This window comes from Micrococcus luteus NCTC 2665, from assembly GCF_000023205.1.
Lineage (GTDB): Bacteria > Actinomycetota > Actinomycetes > Actinomycetales > Micrococcaceae > Micrococcus > Micrococcus luteus.
Window position 1 is genome coordinate 1,791,881 of the sequence record NC_012803.1, and the last position, 14,805, is coordinate 1,806,685.

At 74.2% G+C, this 14,805-nt stretch carries 11 protein-coding genes; 3 read left to right on the plus strand and 8 right to left on the minus strand.

Annotated elements, in window-relative coordinates; translation table 11 throughout:
- The first annotated feature begins 30 nt into the window (after nucleotides 1-30).
- Both MLUT_RS19710 and MLUT_RS19715 read left to right on the plus strand, forming a co-directional pair.
- Nucleotides 31-696 carry a 5-formyltetrahydrofolate cyclo-ligase gene (locus tag MLUT_RS19710; protein ID WP_231936603.1) on the plus strand — a complete coding sequence of 222 codons (666 nt, stop codon included), beginning with the start codon at nucleotides 31-33 and terminating at the stop codon, nucleotides 694-696.
- A gap of 87 nt (nucleotides 697-783) precedes the next feature.
- Entirely contained in the window at nucleotides 784-1,062 is a 279-nt protein-coding gene (locus MLUT_RS19715) for an FmdB family zinc ribbon protein (protein WP_010080444.1), read from the plus strand.
- Between the two features lie 20 nt (nucleotides 1,063-1,082).
- Here MLUT_RS19715 and MLUT_RS19720 read toward each other — a convergent pair whose 3' ends face one another.
- From MLUT_RS19720 to guaB, 7 genes are all read right to left on the minus strand, one after another.
- Entirely contained in the window at nucleotides 1,083-1,322 is a 240-nt protein-coding gene (locus tag MLUT_RS19720) for a hypothetical protein (RefSeq protein WP_010080443.1), read from the minus strand.
- The gene (locus MLUT_RS19725; RefSeq protein WP_010080442.1) at nucleotides 1,312-5,076 is read right to left on the minus strand and encodes a DUF4011 domain-containing protein; all 3,765 of its coding nucleotides are present in this window, start codon (nucleotides 5,074-5,076) and stop codon (nucleotides 1,312-1,314) included. Before MLUT_RS19725 ends, MLUT_RS19720 begins: the two co-directional genes overlap by 11 nt.
- A gap of 98 nt (nucleotides 5,077-5,174) precedes the next feature.
- The gene (gene guaA / locus MLUT_RS19730; RefSeq protein WP_012751030.1) at nucleotides 5,175-6,794 is read right to left on the minus strand and encodes a glutamine-hydrolyzing GMP synthase; all 1,620 of its coding nucleotides are present in this window, start codon (nucleotides 6,792-6,794) and stop codon (nucleotides 5,175-5,177) included.
- A gap of 22 nt (nucleotides 6,795-6,816) precedes the next feature.
- On the minus strand, nucleotides 6,817-7,365 hold the full coding sequence (locus tag MLUT_RS19735; RefSeq protein ID WP_010080440.1) for a DUF3817 domain-containing protein: 549 nt from the start codon (nucleotides 7,363-7,365) through the stop codon (nucleotides 6,817-6,819).
- On the minus strand, nucleotides 7,362-8,324 hold the full coding sequence (locus tag MLUT_RS19740; protein WP_010080439.1) for an SURF1 family protein: 963 nt from the start codon (nucleotides 8,322-8,324) through the stop codon (nucleotides 7,362-7,364). Before MLUT_RS19740 ends, MLUT_RS19735 begins: the two co-directional genes overlap by 4 nt.
- 47 nt (nucleotides 8,325-8,371) lie before the next feature.
- Complete coding sequence (locus MLUT_RS19745; protein ID WP_010080438.1) at nucleotides 8,372-9,508, minus strand: GuaB3 family IMP dehydrogenase-related protein; 1,137 nt, start codon at nucleotides 9,506-9,508, stop codon at nucleotides 8,372-8,374.
- 93 nt (nucleotides 9,509-9,601) lie between these two features.
- Nucleotides 9,602-11,146, minus strand: coding sequence for an IMP dehydrogenase (gene guaB, locus MLUT_RS19750; protein ID WP_010080437.1), 1,545 nt, complete (start codon nucleotides 11,144-11,146; stop codon nucleotides 9,602-9,604).
- Between the two features lie 185 nt (nucleotides 11,147-11,331).
- Here guaB and MLUT_RS19755 point away from each other — a divergent pair, with 185 nt between their 5' ends.
- Nucleotides 11,332-12,765: a dicarboxylate/amino acid:cation symporter gene (locus MLUT_RS19755; protein WP_010080436.1), complete on the plus strand. Its 1,434-nt coding sequence runs from the start codon at nucleotides 11,332-11,334 to the stop codon at nucleotides 12,763-12,765.
- A gap of 1 nt (nucleotide 12,766) precedes the next feature.
- Here the strand turns inward: MLUT_RS19755 and MLUT_RS19760 are convergent, their stop codons facing one another.
- Nucleotides 12,767-14,722, minus strand: a complete 1,956-nt coding sequence (locus MLUT_RS19760) for a BCCT family transporter (protein WP_012751031.1) — start codon at nucleotides 14,720-14,722, stop codon at nucleotides 12,767-12,769.
- Nucleotides 14,723-14,805 lie beyond the last annotated feature (83 nt).

Consider the following 14,805-nt stretch of genomic DNA (forward strand, 5'->3'; position numbering starts at 1 on the left):
GCACACCGGTGCGGCGGGCATCATGGGGACATGCGCACTCCCCCTCCCGTGCCCGAGCCCGCCGCCACGGGCCCCGTCGCCGGCGTCGACGACGTCGTGGACGCCAAGGCCGCCCTGCGTGCCCGCCTGCGCACCGCCCGCCGCGAGCGCTCCCCCGCGCGCCGCGCCGCCGAGTCCGCGGCCGCCGTTGAGCACCTGTGGGCGTGGCTGGGTCCGCGCGTGGCCGCGGCGACCGCGGACGGGACCGCCCCGGTGGTGGCCACCGTGCTGCCGATGGCCACCGAGCCGGACACCGGTGTGCTCCGCGCCCGCCTGCTGGCCGCGGGGGCGCGGGTGCTCGTCCCCGTGATCGAGCCGGAACGTCGCCTCAGCTGGGCTCCGTGGCACCCGGAGGCCGCGACGGCGCGCGCCGCGAACGCCCCCGTGGACGAGCCCGTGGGCGAACGACTCGGGTCCGACGCGCTGGCGGCGGCGACCGCGGTGGTCATGCCGGCGCTCGCGGTGGCCGAGGACGGGATGCGCCTGGGCCAGGGCGGGGGCTACTACGACCGCTTCCTCGCCGAGCTGCCGCGGAGCGTGCCGACCGTGGCCCTCGTGTTCGAGGACGAGCTGCTGCCGGCGGGCGCCATCCCCGCCGAGCCCACGGACCGGCCCGTGGACGGCGTCGTCACCGCGGCCGGGCTGCGCTGGGTCTGAGCCCGGCCCGCGGCGCGGAGTAGCATCGGGGGTCGGATCCCCCAGAACCGCGCGCCCCGGCGCGCCCCGAGCGAGCTGGAGCTGAGCATGCCCACCTACGCCTACCGCTGCAAGGACTGCGGCCACGCCTTCGACGTCGTCCAGGCCTTCACCGACGACGCCCTCACTGAGTGCCCCGCGTGCGGCGGCGTCCTGCGCAAGCAGTACGGCTCGGTCGGCGTGAGCTTCAAGGGCTCCGGGTTCTACCGGACCGACTCGCGCTCCGGCACGGGCGGCACCGGCTCGGCCGGCGGATCGACCTCGGACTCGGCCGCCGGGTCCTCGACGTCCTCGACGTCGTCCTCGTCCTCCCCCGCCGCGGACTGACCCGGCCGCATCGGGCCGGCTCAGCCCCAGTGGGGCGGGCGCTGCTCGCGCAGCCAGCGGTCGCGCTCGGCCTCGGCCGGGCCGGACTCGACCCCGGCCACGTCCCCGGTCGGCGCCGTCGCCGGCGACGTCCCGGCCTGCCCGATCAGCCGGGGCATCCCGGGCAGGCGCGGCTCGCGACCGTCGGCGGATGCCGGGCCGGTGCCCGGGGCGTCCGCCCGGCGCGGGCCGCGGCGGCGCGGCGCGCCGTCAGCGGGCATCGTCGTCGGTCTCGTCCGTCTCGTCCGCCGGCTCCACGCCCAGCCGGTCGGCCAGCTCGCGGGCCACGGACTCCGGGTCCGCGAACACGTCGATCGACCACAGGGTCCGGGGCTCCCAGCCGCGGGCCTCGAGCCCCTCGGGCAGGGTCCGCGAGCGCTGCCGCACCGTGAGGGCGCGGTACACCTCGCCACCGTCGCCGGCCAGGGCCAGCGGACGGGGCACCTCGTCCTGGTCCGCGCGCGGATCGAGCACGGCCAGGTCCATGACGCCGGCGTAGCGGGGCAGGACCCGGGCGCCGTGCTCCTCGAGCCGGTCGCGCAGATCGGCCAGCAGCGGATCGCCCACCATGCCCACGGGGTCCGCGGCGTCGTCGCCCAGGTAGGCCTCGAGCAGCCGCAGGAACCAGAGGGCGCCGCCGTCGAGCCGGTCCTCGTCCAGGTCCGCGGCGCGCAGCGCCGAGACGAGGTGCAGGCGCCGGCGGGCACGGGTGAGCGCGACCGTGACCATGCGCTCGCCGTCCGGGTCGGAGAAGGCGCCGAAGTGGTGCACCACGCGGCCGTGCGGGGTGCGGCCGTAGCCGGGGGTGAGGATCACGGCGTCGCGCACCACGGAGGCGGCGCGCACGACCGGCACGATCACGAACGGCTCGGCCTCGGCAGCGTCCTCGCCGCGGCCGCGGGCGAGGAACTCGTGGGCCCACGGCGCCTGCGCGGCCGTGGCCTGCACGGCGGCGGCCACCCGGCGGGCATGCTGCTCGGACACCGTGACCACGGCCAGGGACTGCTCGGGCCGGTCGCGGATGTGCTCGAACACCCGCTCCACGGTGCGGGCGACCTCGGCGTTCGTGGACTCGACCACGTCGCCGCCGGTCATCGGGATGCCGGTGCCCTCGGGCAGGTACTCGGCCGTGACGGCACGATCCCGGCCGGTGGCCTCGCCCGCGGTGGGCAGCGCGTCCAGGGCGCCGTCATAGGCGAGCGCGGAGAGCAGGCGCACGAGGCGCCGCTCGAGGGGGCGGTGCACGGTGCGCAGCGGCAGGGTGGGCAGCACCTCGTCCAGCGCGTCGTAGGCCGAGCGCAGCGGGCGCAGGGGCCCGGCGGTCGCCGTCGGGTCCACGGACACCTGGAACGACTGCGGGCGCCCGATGACCGGGTCGCCGAGGGCCACCACCTGGGGGGCGCGGGTGAGCGCGCCCATCGCGGTGGCCAGGGCGGTCGCGTCGGCTTCCAGCAGCACGACGACGTCGGCGCGCCACTCCGGGGGGAACTCGGACAGGGCCATGGGCGAGGTGGTGAGCACCGGCACGAGCGCCTGCAGGAGCTCGGGGGTGATCGTGGCCAGGGACTCGACCGTGGGGCTGCCCTGCTTGAGCAGGGTGCGCAGCACGGCCGCGTCCGCGCGATAGGTGCGCAGCGCCTCCCGCCAGCGCGCGGCCAGCGCGGCGGAGAGCCGGATGCCGCCGCGCTCGAGATGGGCGCGATCCAGGTCGCGGAACCCGCGCTCGACCTCGGCCAGGTCCGTGCCGCTCATCATGGCCAGGAAGTCGTCCCCGGAGATCATCGCCTCGAGCGCGGACTGCCACCACGCCAGCTCGAGCTCGGCGGTCAGGGCCTCGGTGGGCACCTCGCGGTCGCGCAGGTCCTCGAGCAGCTCCGCCAGGCCGTGGTCGCGCAGGCTGTCCAGCACGAGGGTGCGCTCGGGCAGCGTGGCCAGGGTGTCGCGGTCCGCCACCAGCCCGTCGACGGCGGCCACGAGGTCGTCCACGTCGCGCTCGTCCAGCGGCCCCTCGGCCACGGCCTCCGGGGCGAGGACGCCCTCGAGCCGGCGCAGGTGCTCGCGCACCTGGCCGACGTGGCCCATCACGTGCTCGCCCTGGTCCGGCACCTGCGGGGGCGTGCCCGGCTCGGCGGCGTGGCGGTTCCAGTCCTCCAGGACGGCGGCGGCGTCCACGAGGGCGCCGTGCAGGTCCGTGGGCTGCACGCCCGGGCGGACCGCGTCCTTCGCCGCGCGGCGCAGGCGGGACCGGGCCACCGAGGACATCTCGACCAGGTGGAGGCGCCGCCACGCGCTGGTGGCGGTCGCCGCGACCAGCTGCGGCACGTCGAGGGAGAACACCTCGGGGGTGAACTCGGTGAGGGTGCGGGCCACACGGCGGTAGAGGTCCGCCTGCTCCGCCCAGCCGGCCACCGTGCGCTCGGGGCGCAGGCCGGCCTGGGCGGCGGCGGTGTCCACGGCGCGCCGGGTGGTGTGCAGGGCCGCCGCCAGCTCGTCGGCCAGCTCCGAGGCGGCCTCGGTCTCCTGCACGTTGCGCACGCGGGCGCCGAACCAGCGGCTCTCGGTGGCGGCGGCGGAGAACGCGCCGAGCTCCCCGGCGCGCACGAGCTGCTCGCCCACGGCCTGCCGGTTCACGGTGGAGTCCAGCACGGAGCGCTTGAGGCGCACGGTGGTGGCCGGCGGCGTCTCGAGCCCGGTCAGGGCGGCCAGGGCCTGCATCGCCTGGAACGGCGAGCAGCCCCAGCGGGGGCGGACGTGGTGCAGCGAGCCGACGTGCTCCTGCAGCCGGCGCCGCCGTTCGGTCAGTGCGGCCTCGTCCCGGGCGGTGTCGGGGTCCACGGCCCGCTCGGAGCGCAGGACGGCCTGCACGAGCTGGCGGCGGAGCAGCTCGGGGTCCGCGTTGGCGGGCACATGGAGCGCGATCGAGCGCAGGTCCGCCTCCTCGAGGCGGTCGAGCACGTCGGCCAGGGCGGCGGAACGCTCGGCCACGACCAGCACGCGCCGGCCCTCCCAGGCCAGGCGTGCGGCCAGGGCGGCGGCGGTCTGGGTCTGCCCGGTGCCGGGGGCGGCCGCCACCACGAGGGACTCCCCCGCCGCGGCGTGCTCGAGCACGCGCGCCTGGGCGGCGTCGACGTCCAGGACGAGACGCTCGTCCGCCGGGGCGACGTCGTCCTCCGCGAGCGCGCCCGTGGGCTGCAGCGCCGCCGGGCGCGGCACCATGCCGGTGCCGGCGTCGTACAGGGCCTGCACGACGGGCAGATCCTCGAGGGAGGCGGGCAGCGAGGCGGTCTCCCCCAGGTCCGCGAACGTGGAGACGAGCAGGCAGTCCTCGACGTGCAGGTCCGCGATCGCGGCGGCCTCCTCGCGCAGGCGGGCGAACGCGGGGGCGGGCTCGAGGCGCGCCGTGGCGTAGGCGGCCTGCTGGTACGCCTCGGGGTCCAGGGCGATGCCGTGGTGCCGGCGCAGGTTCCGCACGAGCGCCGGGTTCAGGCGGGCCGGCTCGGTGATCTGGACCTCCAGCTCGTCCCGGCCCCGGGCGCCGCGGCGCACCGTCAGGGCCACGCGGGCCAGCAGCACGGGGGCGGAGCGGCGCTCCCGCCGACCGTCCTCCTCAGCCGTCCACGTGGCCACGCCCACGGCGAGCGCGCCGACGTCGATGCCGCGTTCCTCCGCCAGCTCGCGGACCTTGGCGCGCAGGCCGAGGGAGACCTCGTGCGCCGCGTCCAGCTCCGGGCCGGCCGGCAGCAGGGTGGACAGGCGGGTGCGCCGCCCCAGCAGCAGCTGCGAGACGCCGGAGGAGTTCGCCTCCGTGAGGTCGATGCTGTTGGCCGCCGAGGGCGCGAACCGCAGCATCGTGTCGTTCTCGGCGCCCGAGCCCAGGGAGGACACCCAGGCGGCCGGGTCGGGGCGGGTCTGCCCCTCGTCGGGGCGTGCGGTGGCGCGGGCGCGGGCCAGGCGCGGGAACTCCTGCTCGGTCACGTGCGTGCGGTCCTTCCTCCGTCGCCTGGGTCCAGGCGGTCTTCGTGCGGACGGCCGCCCCGGTCAGGGGCGGCCGGATGCGGCGCCGGACGCGCCGCTCACTCCCACTCGATGGTGCCCGGCGGCTTGCTGGTCACGTCGAGTACGACGCGGTTGACGCCGTCGACCTCGTTGGTGATGCGGTTCGAGATGCGGGACAGGACGTCGTCCGGGATCCGCGCCCAGTCCGCCGTCATGGCGTCCTCGCTGGTGACGGGGCGCAGGACGACCGGGTGGCCGTAGGTGCGGCCGTCACCCTGCACGCCCACGGAGCGCACGTCCGCGAGCAGCACCACCGGGCACTGCCAGATCTGGCGGTCCAGCCCGGCCGCGGTGAGCTCGGCGCGCACGATCGCGTCCGCGCGGCGCAGCAGGTCCAGGCGCTCCTGGGTGACCTCGCCGATGATGCGGATGCCCAGACCCGGGCCCGGGAACGGCTGGCGGTGCACGATGCCCTCGGGCAGGCCGAGCTCGGCGCCCACGGCGCGGACCTCGTCCTTGAACAGCTCGCGCAGCGGCTCGCACAGCTCGAACTCGATGTCGTCCGGCAGGCCGCCCACGTTGTGGTGGGACTTGATGTTGGCCGCCCCGTCCCCGCCGCCGGACTCGACGACGTCCGGGTAGAGCGTGCCCTGCACGAGGAAGCGGACCTCGGTGGCGTCCGGGTCGTGCTCGGACTCGAGGACGATGTCCGCCTGCGCCTTCTCGAAGGTGCGGATGAACCGCTCGCCGATGATCTTGCGCTTGGCCTCGGGGTCGGTGACGCCGGCCAGCGCGGACAGGAAGTCCTCGCGCGCGTCCACCATCACGAGGCGGGCGCCGCCGTGGGCCTCGCCGAAGGCCTGCTCGATCTCGGCGGACTCGCCCTCGCGCATGAGGCCGTGGTCCACGTAGACGCAGGTGAGGCGGTCGCCGATGGCGCGCTGCACGAGGGCCGCGGCCACGGCGGAGTCCACGCCGCCGGACAGGCCGCAGATGGCCCGCTTGTCCCCGATCTGCTCGCGGATGCGCTCGACCTGCTCCTCGATCACGCCGCTGGCCGTCCAGTCCGCGCCCAGGCCCGCACCCTCGTGCAGGAACTGCTCGAGCACCCGCTGGCCGCGGGAGGAGTGGCCCACCTCGGGATGCCACTGCACGCCGTAGATGCGGCGCTCGCGGTCCTCGAACGCGGCGACGGGGGCGCCCGCGGTGGAGGCCGTCACGGCGAAGCCCTCGGGCGCCTGCGTCACGGCGTCCCCGTGGGACATCCACACGACCTGCTCGAGGTCCTGGTCCGCGAACAGCACGGAGTCGGCGTCCACCGAGTCCAGGCGGGTGGAGCCGTACTCCCGGGTGCCGGTCTGGGCCACGGTGCCGCCGAGGGCGTGCGCGATCGACTGGAAGCCGTAGCACAGGCCCAGCACGGGCACCCCGGCCTCGAGCAGCGCCGGGTCCAGCTGCGGGGCGCCGGGCTCGTACACCGACGACGGCCCGCCCGAGAGGATCAGCGCCGCGGGCTCGCGCTCCAGGATCTGCGCCGCCGGGGTGGAGGCGGGCACCACCTCGGAGTAGACGTTGGCCTCGCGCACACGACGCGCGATGAGCTGCGCGTACTGGGCGCCGAAGTCCAGCACCAGCACCGTGGGCATCACGTCGCTGAGCGGGGCGGGGGTGTCAGGGTGGGGGGCATTCTGCGTCACCCGTCCAGGATAGTCGAGGCGCTCAGTAGCGCCGCGCGGCGTCCGGGAAGCGGTGCAGCTCGTCCCGGACCACGCGGGTCATGCGCTTCTCCACCACGAAGGACAGGAACGGCACGACGCCGCCGCCGGCCATCGCCAGCAGGCGCAGCGGCTCCCAGCGCATCAGGGACCACAGGCGGAACGAGGCGAGCAGGTACACCACGTACATCCAGCCGTGGGCGATGAGGATGAACAGGGACAGGTTCACTCCCCCGGTCACGCTGTCCGTGGGGTGCAGCCCCAGGCCGTTGGCGTCTCCGTCCAGGGTGGTGCCGCCCGCGTAGAGCTCCACGTGCATGCCGTACTTCAGCACCATCTCCGCCACGAGCAGCAGGAGCATGATGCCGGTGATCCACGCGCACACCACGTAGAGGCGGGTGGCGGAGCGGATCTGCTGCTGGGTGCCGGCGAAACGGCGCTGCTCCCGGCCCGGCCGCGGGGGCGGCTCGGGCAGGTCGGCCTCCGTGATGTCCTCGGGATCCGGCAGGCTCGCCGGGTCCACCGGCTGGGGGCCGGGGTGCTGGGTGCTCATCGGCTCTGCTCCTCTCGGGGCCCACGGGGGCCCGGGTCGCGGGGGTCGGGGCGCACGGCCCCGTCGTCGTGGTCCTGGCGTGGGTACGCCGCGGACTGTGCCGCGACGGCCCGCTCCTTGGCCTCGCGCGCGGCCGCCCGGCGCCGCTCGAGCTCCTCGGCGCGCCACTGCGCGGCCCACTCCTCGTCGAGCCGGCGCTCGTGCTCGTCCCGGACGTGGTCGTCGCGGACGAACCGCCACCACAGGAACAGGGCGAAGCCGGCGAAGAGCACCCACTCCACGGCGTAGAAGACGTTGAGCCAGATGATCTGGGTCTCCTCCGGCTGCGGGGCCACCCACACCGGCTCGAGCCCGCCGGGGCCGGCCGCGCCCGTCTCGGCGCCCGCGGCGTCGACCATCTCGAATGCCGCGACGTACGCCGCGTAGGACGGCTCGTCCCACACGTTCACCAGCTGGGCCGGGGCCAGGCTGCGGTACAGGAGCCGGTCGGCGGTGTCCTCGGCCGTGGCCTCGCGCGGCAGGGGCCCGTCCGGGGGCAGCAGGCGTCCGGTGACGGTGACCTGCCCGGCGGGCGCGGGGTCCACGACGTCGGCGTCGGCCGACCAGCCGCGGACCACCGGGACGACCTCGCCGTCCGGGGCGCCGGCCACCCGCAGGGCCGTGACCGTCCAGTAGCCGTCGCGGCCGTTCAGCAGGCGCGGTCCGACCAGGACGTCCGTGCCGGGGACGAACTCCCCCTCGACCGTGACCACCTGGTCGGCCTGCGAGCCCAGCAGGGCCTCGTAGGGACGCACGTGCTCCAGGAACGGCACGGCGTTCTCGGTCTGGGTGCGCGGCGGCGGCGCGTTCGTCTCCGCGGACTCGAACTGCCACTTGGACAGCGCCACGAAGACCGCGGCCGCCACGAGGGCCAGCACCAGGGTGGCCAGCCAGACGGGCTTGAGGGCGGTGCGCAGCACGCCGTATCAACTCTTCCGGTCGGGGTGCCGCCTCGGGGCGGCGGGGATCAGACGGTCTGGGTGGGGGTCACGAGGACCTCCACCTTCTGGAAGTCCTTGAGCTCGGTGTAGCCGCAGGTGGCCATGGCGCGCTTCAGGCCGCCCATCAGGTTGGACGTGCCGTCCGCGTGGCGGCCGGGCCCCCACAGGACCTCCTCGAGCGGAGCCACCTGGCCCACGTGGGTGCGGTGCCCGCGCGGCAGCTCCGGGTGGGCGGCCTCGAGGCCCCAGTGCCAGCCGCCGCCGGGGGCGTCGGTGGCGCGGGCCAGGGCGGCGCCCAGGACGACCGCGTCCGCACCCATGGCGATCGCCTTGACGATCTCCCCCGAGGTGGAGACGCCGCCGTCGGCGATCACGTGCACGTAGCGGCCGCCGGACTCGTCCATGTAGTCGCGGCGCGCCTCGGCGATGTCCGAGATGGCCGTGGCCATCGGCACACGGATGCCCATGGCGCGGCGCGTGGTGGTGGACGCGCCGCCGCCGAAACCGACGAGCACACCGGCCGCGCCGGTGCGCATCAGGTGCAGGGCCGGCGTGTAGCCGGCCGCCCCGCCCACGATCACGGGCACGTCCAGCTCGTAGATGAACTGCTTGAGGTCCAGCGGCTCCTGGGTGGAGGAGACGTGCTCGGCCGAGACGGTGGTGCCGCGGATGACGAACAGGTCCACGCCCGCCGCCACGACGGTGCGGTAGAACTCCTGCGTGTTCTGCGGGGTCAGCGAGCCCGCGACGACGACGCCGGCCTCGCGGATCTGCGCGAGGCGCTCGGTGATCAGATCGGGGCGGATGGGGGCCGCGTAGGCCTCCTGCAGCTTGCGGGTGGCCTCGGTCCCGGCGGGGCCGGCCTCGAGGGCGGCGATCTCCTCGAGCAGCGGGCGCGGGTCCTCATGGCGGGTCCACAGGCCCTCGAGGTTGAGGACGCCGAGACCGCCCAGCCGCCCCATCGCGATGGCGGTCTCCGGGCTCATCACGGAGTCCATGGGCGCACCGATCACGGGCATGTCGAACGTGTAGGCGTCGATGCGCCACGTGAGGCTGACGTCCTGGGGATCCCGGGTGCGCCGCGCGGGCACCACGGACACGTCGTTGAGGGAGAAGGCCCGGCGGCCGCGCTTGCCGCGGCCGATCTCAATCTGGTTCGTCACCGGGCCAGCCTAGCCCAGGCGCCACGGGGGCGTCGCCGATCGTGTCGTCGGCGCCGCCCCCGGACGGGGGCTCCCCCGGACCCGACGTGCGGGTCAGCGCGAACGGTAGTTCGGGGCCTCGACAGTCATCATGATGTCGTGCGGATGGGACTCCTTCAGGCCCGCCGCGGTGATGCGGACGAAGCGGCCGTTCTCCTTGAGATCGGTCACCGTGGACGCGCCTGTGTAGAACATCGTCTGGCGCAGGCCGCCCACGAGCTGGTGGACCACCGAGGCGACCGGGCCCCGGAAGGGCACCTGGCCCTCGATGCCCTCGGGGATCAGCTTGTCCTCGTCCGGCACGTCCGCCTGGAAGTAGCGGTCCTTGGAGAAGGAGCGCGTGCCGTTGCGGGTCTGCATGGCGCCCAGGGAGCCCATGCCGCGGTAGGTCTTGAACTGCTTGCCCTGGTAGAACACGAGGTCGCCCGGGGACTCGGCCGTGCCGGCCAGCAGGGAGCCGAGCATCACCGAGTCGGCGCCGGCCACGAGGGCCTTGCCGATGTCACCGGAGTGCTGCAGGCCGCCGTCGGCGATCAGCGGGACGCCCGCGGGGCGCGTGGCCTTGGCCGCCTCGTAGATGGCGGTGATCTGCGGGACGCCGACGCCGGCCACCACACGGGTCGTGCAGATCGAGCCCGGGCCCACGCCCACCTTCACGGCGTCCGCGCCGGCGTCGACGATCGCCTTGGCGCCCGCGTAGGTCGCAGCCTGACCGCCGATGACGTCGACGTGCGCGGCCGCCTTCTCCTTCTTCAGGCGCGCGATCATGTCCAGCACGCCGTGCGTGTGGCCGTTCGCGGTGTCCACCACGAGGGCGTCCACGCCCGCCTCGACGAGCGCCATGGCACGCTCCCAGCCGTCGCCGAAGAAGCCGACGGCGCCGCCGACGCGCAGGCGGCCCTCGTCGTCCTTCGCGGCGTCCGGGTACTGCTCCGCCTTGTCGAAGTCCTTGATGGTGATCAGGCCGGTCAGGCGGCCCGCATCGTCCACGAGCGGCAGCTTCTCCACGCGGTTCTGGGAGAACAGGCGGATCGTCTCGGCGCGCGAGACGCCCTCCTGCGCGGTGACCAGCGGCATGCGGGTCATGGCGGTGTCCACCGTGCGGGTGGCCCACTCCTCGCGCGGGATGAAGCGGGTGTCGCGGTTGGTGATGATGCCCAGCAGCGTCATGTCCTCGGCCACCACCGGCAGGCCCGAGACGCGGTACTGGGCGCACAGCTCGTCCAGGTCCGCGAGCGTGGCGTCGGGGCCGATGGTCACGGGGTCCTTGATCATCCCCGACTCGGAGCGCTTCACGGTGTCCACGTGGCGAGCCTGGTCCTCGATGGACAGGTTGCGGTGGATGATGCCCATGCCGCCCTGGCGGGCCATGGCGATGGCCAGCGGGGCCTCGGTCACGGTGTCCATCGCCGCGGAGACGATGGGGATGTTCAAGCGGATGTTGCGGGTCAGCCGCGTGGCCGGGTCCGCGTCCGCGGGGATCACGTCCGTGGCGTTGGGCAGCAGCAGGACGTCGTCATAGGTGAGGCCGAAGAAGCCGAAGGGATCCGAGGAGGAGTGGACGGGCTCGGGGCTGGGACCGGTGCTGGTGATGGTCACGAAGGGGCCTTTCGGGACGGGTGTTTCCGCGATTCTATGCCCGGGGGCCAAACCGGCGACCCGGGTGCGGGCCACGTCACAGGACCCCCGCGCTGGGCCACGCGGGGGCGAGACGGACGTCACCACGACGTCACATGGCGCAATCCGTTTCGGCGTCATGGTAATGGACCGCCTAACCTCCCCGGATGAGCACCGCACAGTCCTCCCCCGCACCGGCGCCCCGACGTCGGCTCCCCGCCTGGACGTCGAATTTCGGCTGGCAGATCGCCGCCGCCCTCGTCCTCGGCCTCGTCCTGGGCCTGATCGCCCGCGCGACGGGGCACACCTCCGAGCACCCGACCTGGCTCGGCGAGACGCTGGCCACCGTCGGCAGCATCTACATCAGCCTGCTGAAGGCCGCGGTCGTCCCGCTGGTCTTCTTCGCCGTCGTCGCCTCCATCGCCAACCTGGCCCAGGTGACCAACGCGGCCCGCCTGGCCGCCAAGACCCTGCTGTGGTTCGCCATCACGAGCCTGATCGCGGTGCTCATCGGCCTCGCCGTCGGCGTCGTGCTGCAGCCGGGCGTGGGCACCGGCCAGACCGCGCCGGCGTCGTACCAGGCCAAGGACGTCGGCTGGCTCGACTTCCTGACCTCCCTGGTGCCGGCGAACTTCCTCGGCCTGACCGTCAAGACCACGGCGGGCGAGGACGGCGCGCTGGCCTCCTCCCCCACGTTCAACGTGCTGCAGATCCTCGTGATCGCGATCGTCGTGGGCGTGGCCGCGCTCAAGGTCGGCGAGAAGGCCGCCCCGTTCCTCACGTTCTCCCGCTCGGTGCTCGCGATCATCCAGAAGCTGCTGTGGTGGATCATCCGCCTGGCCCCGATCGGCACCATCGGCCTGCTGGGCAACGCAGTGGCCTCCTACGGCTGGTCCACGATGGGCACCCTGGCCAAGTTCGTGGTGGCGATCTACGTGGGCCTGGCCCTCGTGATGCTCGTGGTGTACCCGCTGCTGGCGCGCCTGCACGGGCTCTCCGTCAAGCAGTTCTTCACCGGCGTGTGGCCGGCGTTCCAGCTCGGCTTCGTCTCCCGCTCCTCCCTCGGCACGCTGCCCGTCACCCAGCGGGTGGCCGAGCGCAACTTCGGCGTGCCCACCGGCTACGCCTCCTTCGCCGTCCCGCTGGGCGCCACCACCAAGATGGACGGCTGCGCCGCGGTCTACCCGGCCGTGGCCGCCGTGTTCATCGCCCAGTTCTACGGGATCGAGATGAGCCTGAGCCAGTACGCCCTCGTGGCGCTCGTGTCCGTGCTGGGCTCGGCCGCGACCGCCGGCACCACCGGCGCCACCGTGATGCTCACGCTCACGCTGTCCACCGCCGGGCTGCCCCTCGAGGGCATGGCCCTGCTCCTGGCCGTCGACCCGATCGTGGACATGGGCCGCACCGCCCTCAACGTGTCCGGCCAGGCCCTCATCCCCGCCCTCGTGGCCTCCCAGGAGGGCATCCTCGACCGGGACCGCTACGACGCCCCGCGCGGCGACATCTTCGGCGAGGACGAGGAGGAGATCGTCGAGGCCCGCGCCCACGCGACCGCCGACTCCCGCGCCGAGCTCGTCGGCACCCCGGAGCCGCGCGTCTGAGTCACCGAGCGGACGGGCCCGCTCCGGCGGGCCCGTCCGCGCCGTCCCCGTCGTCCAGATACTCGCCCAGCACGTAGTCGTACTCCACCGGGTTCCCGTCCTCGTCCGTACGGCGGTACCAGTCGGTGATCTCCGCGGCGGTGGAGTCGAACCCCTCGCCGGCCGCGTACCAGCTGCCCGGCGGGGTGCGCTCCACCGTGAACGCGAAGTCGTCCCCGTACTCCACCAGGCCCCGCACCGTCGCCTTCTCGACGGCGGCCCGCTGGTACCGGTCACGGATCGCGAAGGGGTCGTTGGCCAGTTCGCGCTGGAGCGCGACCGCCATGAGGACGAGCACCACGGTGAACGGCAGCGCCGTGATGGTGATGAGGTTCTGCAGGCCGGTGAGCGCGGTGTCGCCGCCGGTCAGCAGCATCACGACGGCGATGCCCGCCATGCACAGCGCCCAGAACACCGTGATCGTGCGGCGCGGGGCCGGGGCGCCGCGCTGCGAGAGCTGCGAGTTCACGATCGAGGCGGAGTCCGCCGTCGTGATGAAGAAGACCGCCAGCATGACGATCACGACCGGGGCCACCAGCCCGCCGCCGGGCAGCTGGTCCAGGACCACCCAGAAGATCTCCGCCGGCGCGGGCAGCGACGCGGCCGTGCCGTCCGGCGCCACGGAGCCCTGCGTCCGCTGCAGCCAGATGGTGGTGCCGCCGATGATCGTGAACGCGCCGACGATCACCGCGGCCGGGATGAACAGGGCGCCGAGGACGTACTGGCGGATGGTCCGGCCCTTCGAGATCTTCGCCATGAACACGCCCACGAACGGGGCCCAGCTGACCCACCACGCCCAGTAGAAGATCGTCCAGCTGGAGAGGAACTCCTGCATGTCCTCCCCCTCGGCCATCGAGGCGCCGAGGGCGTCCGGGGCGGAGGAGACGTAGTCCATCAGGACGCCGGGCACGATGTTCAGCAGGAACGCCGTCGGGCCGACGACGAAGAAGAACAGCGCGAGGCCGAGGGCGAGCAGCATGTTGATGTTGGACAGCCACCGGATGCCGCGGGCCACACCGGACACCGCCGAGAAGATGGTGCCGATCGTGAGCACCACGATGATCCCCAGCGCCACCGTGTTCCCCGGCGCCGACCAGCCCGAGACGATCTCCACGCCTCGGCCGATCTGGAGGGCGCCGATGCCCAGCGAGGCCGCCGTGCCGAACAGTGTGGCGATGATCGCGAGCCCGTCGATCAGGCGCGCCCCGACGGAGTCGCTGCGCTGGGAGTCGCCGAACAGCGGCGCGATGATCGAGCTCATCAGCGGCACCCGGCCCCGGCGGTAGGACACGTAGCCGACCGACAGGCCGACGATCGCGTAGATCGCCCACGCGTTCACGCCCCAGTGCAGCGCGGCCTGGGCCAGCGCGCCCGTCACCGCCTCCTCGCTCGCCGCCTCGTACGCCCCCGGGCGCGGGGCCAGGTAGTAGGTCAGCGGCTCGTACGGGCCGAAGAAGATGATGCCGATGCCGATGCCGGCCGCGAAGAGCATGGCTGACCAGCTCGCCGTGGAGTACTCCGGCTTCTCCCCGTCCAGGCCCAGCGGGATCTCGCCGTACCGGGAGAACGCCAGGGCCAGCAGGAACACCACCATCCCGATGGCCAGCAGGGCGAACAGCCAGCCGGCGTGGACCATCACCCAGTCGAGGGCCGCGCTCGAGACGGCCAGCACGGCGTCCGGCTGCAGCACGCCCCACACCACGAAGCCGACCACCAGCAGGCCGACGACGGCGAGGATCACCCGGTCCACGCCGTAGCGCACCCGGCGGTCCTCCACGGACACGCCCGGCACGAGGGCCGGGTGGATGCCGTGCGGATAGGAGAACTCGCGGACGAAGCGGCGCAGCCGTGGCCGGGGTCCGGGTCGTGTGGGACCCGGTGGGACGGGGCGGCGTGGGTGTGTCCATGGGCACACCATAGAGGGCACCCCGGACGGCCGGCGTCTCCAGCCCGGACGACGACGGCCCCTCACCCGGGCGGGCGAGGGGCCGTCGTCGTCGG

What these genes read in the sequence shown, in the direction of transcription:
- MLUT_RS19735 (WP_010080440.1), bottom strand. Translation starts at nt 7,365, where the DNA reads ATGAGCACCCAGCACCCCGGCCCCCAGCCGGTGGACCCGGCGAGCCTG.
- MLUT_RS19715 (WP_010080444.1), top strand. Translation starts at nt 784, where the DNA reads ATGCCCACCTACGCCTACCGCTGCAAGGACTGCGGCCACGCCTTCGAC.
- MLUT_RS19755 (WP_010080436.1), top strand. Translation starts at nt 11,332, where the DNA reads ATGAGCACCGCACAGTCCTCCCCCGCACCGGCGCCCCGACGTCGGCTC.
- MLUT_RS19720 (WP_010080443.1), bottom strand. Translation starts at nt 1,322, where the DNA reads ATGCCCGCTGACGGCGCGCCGCGCCGCCGCGGCCCGCGCCGGGCGGAC.
- MLUT_RS19710 (WP_231936603.1), top strand. Translation starts at nt 31, where the DNA reads ATGCGCACTCCCCCTCCCGTGCCCGAGCCCGCCGCCACGGGCCCCGTC.
- MLUT_RS19760 (WP_012751031.1), bottom strand. Translation starts at nt 14,722, where the DNA reads ATGGTGTGCCCATGGACACACCCACGCCGCCCCGTCCCACCGGGTCCC.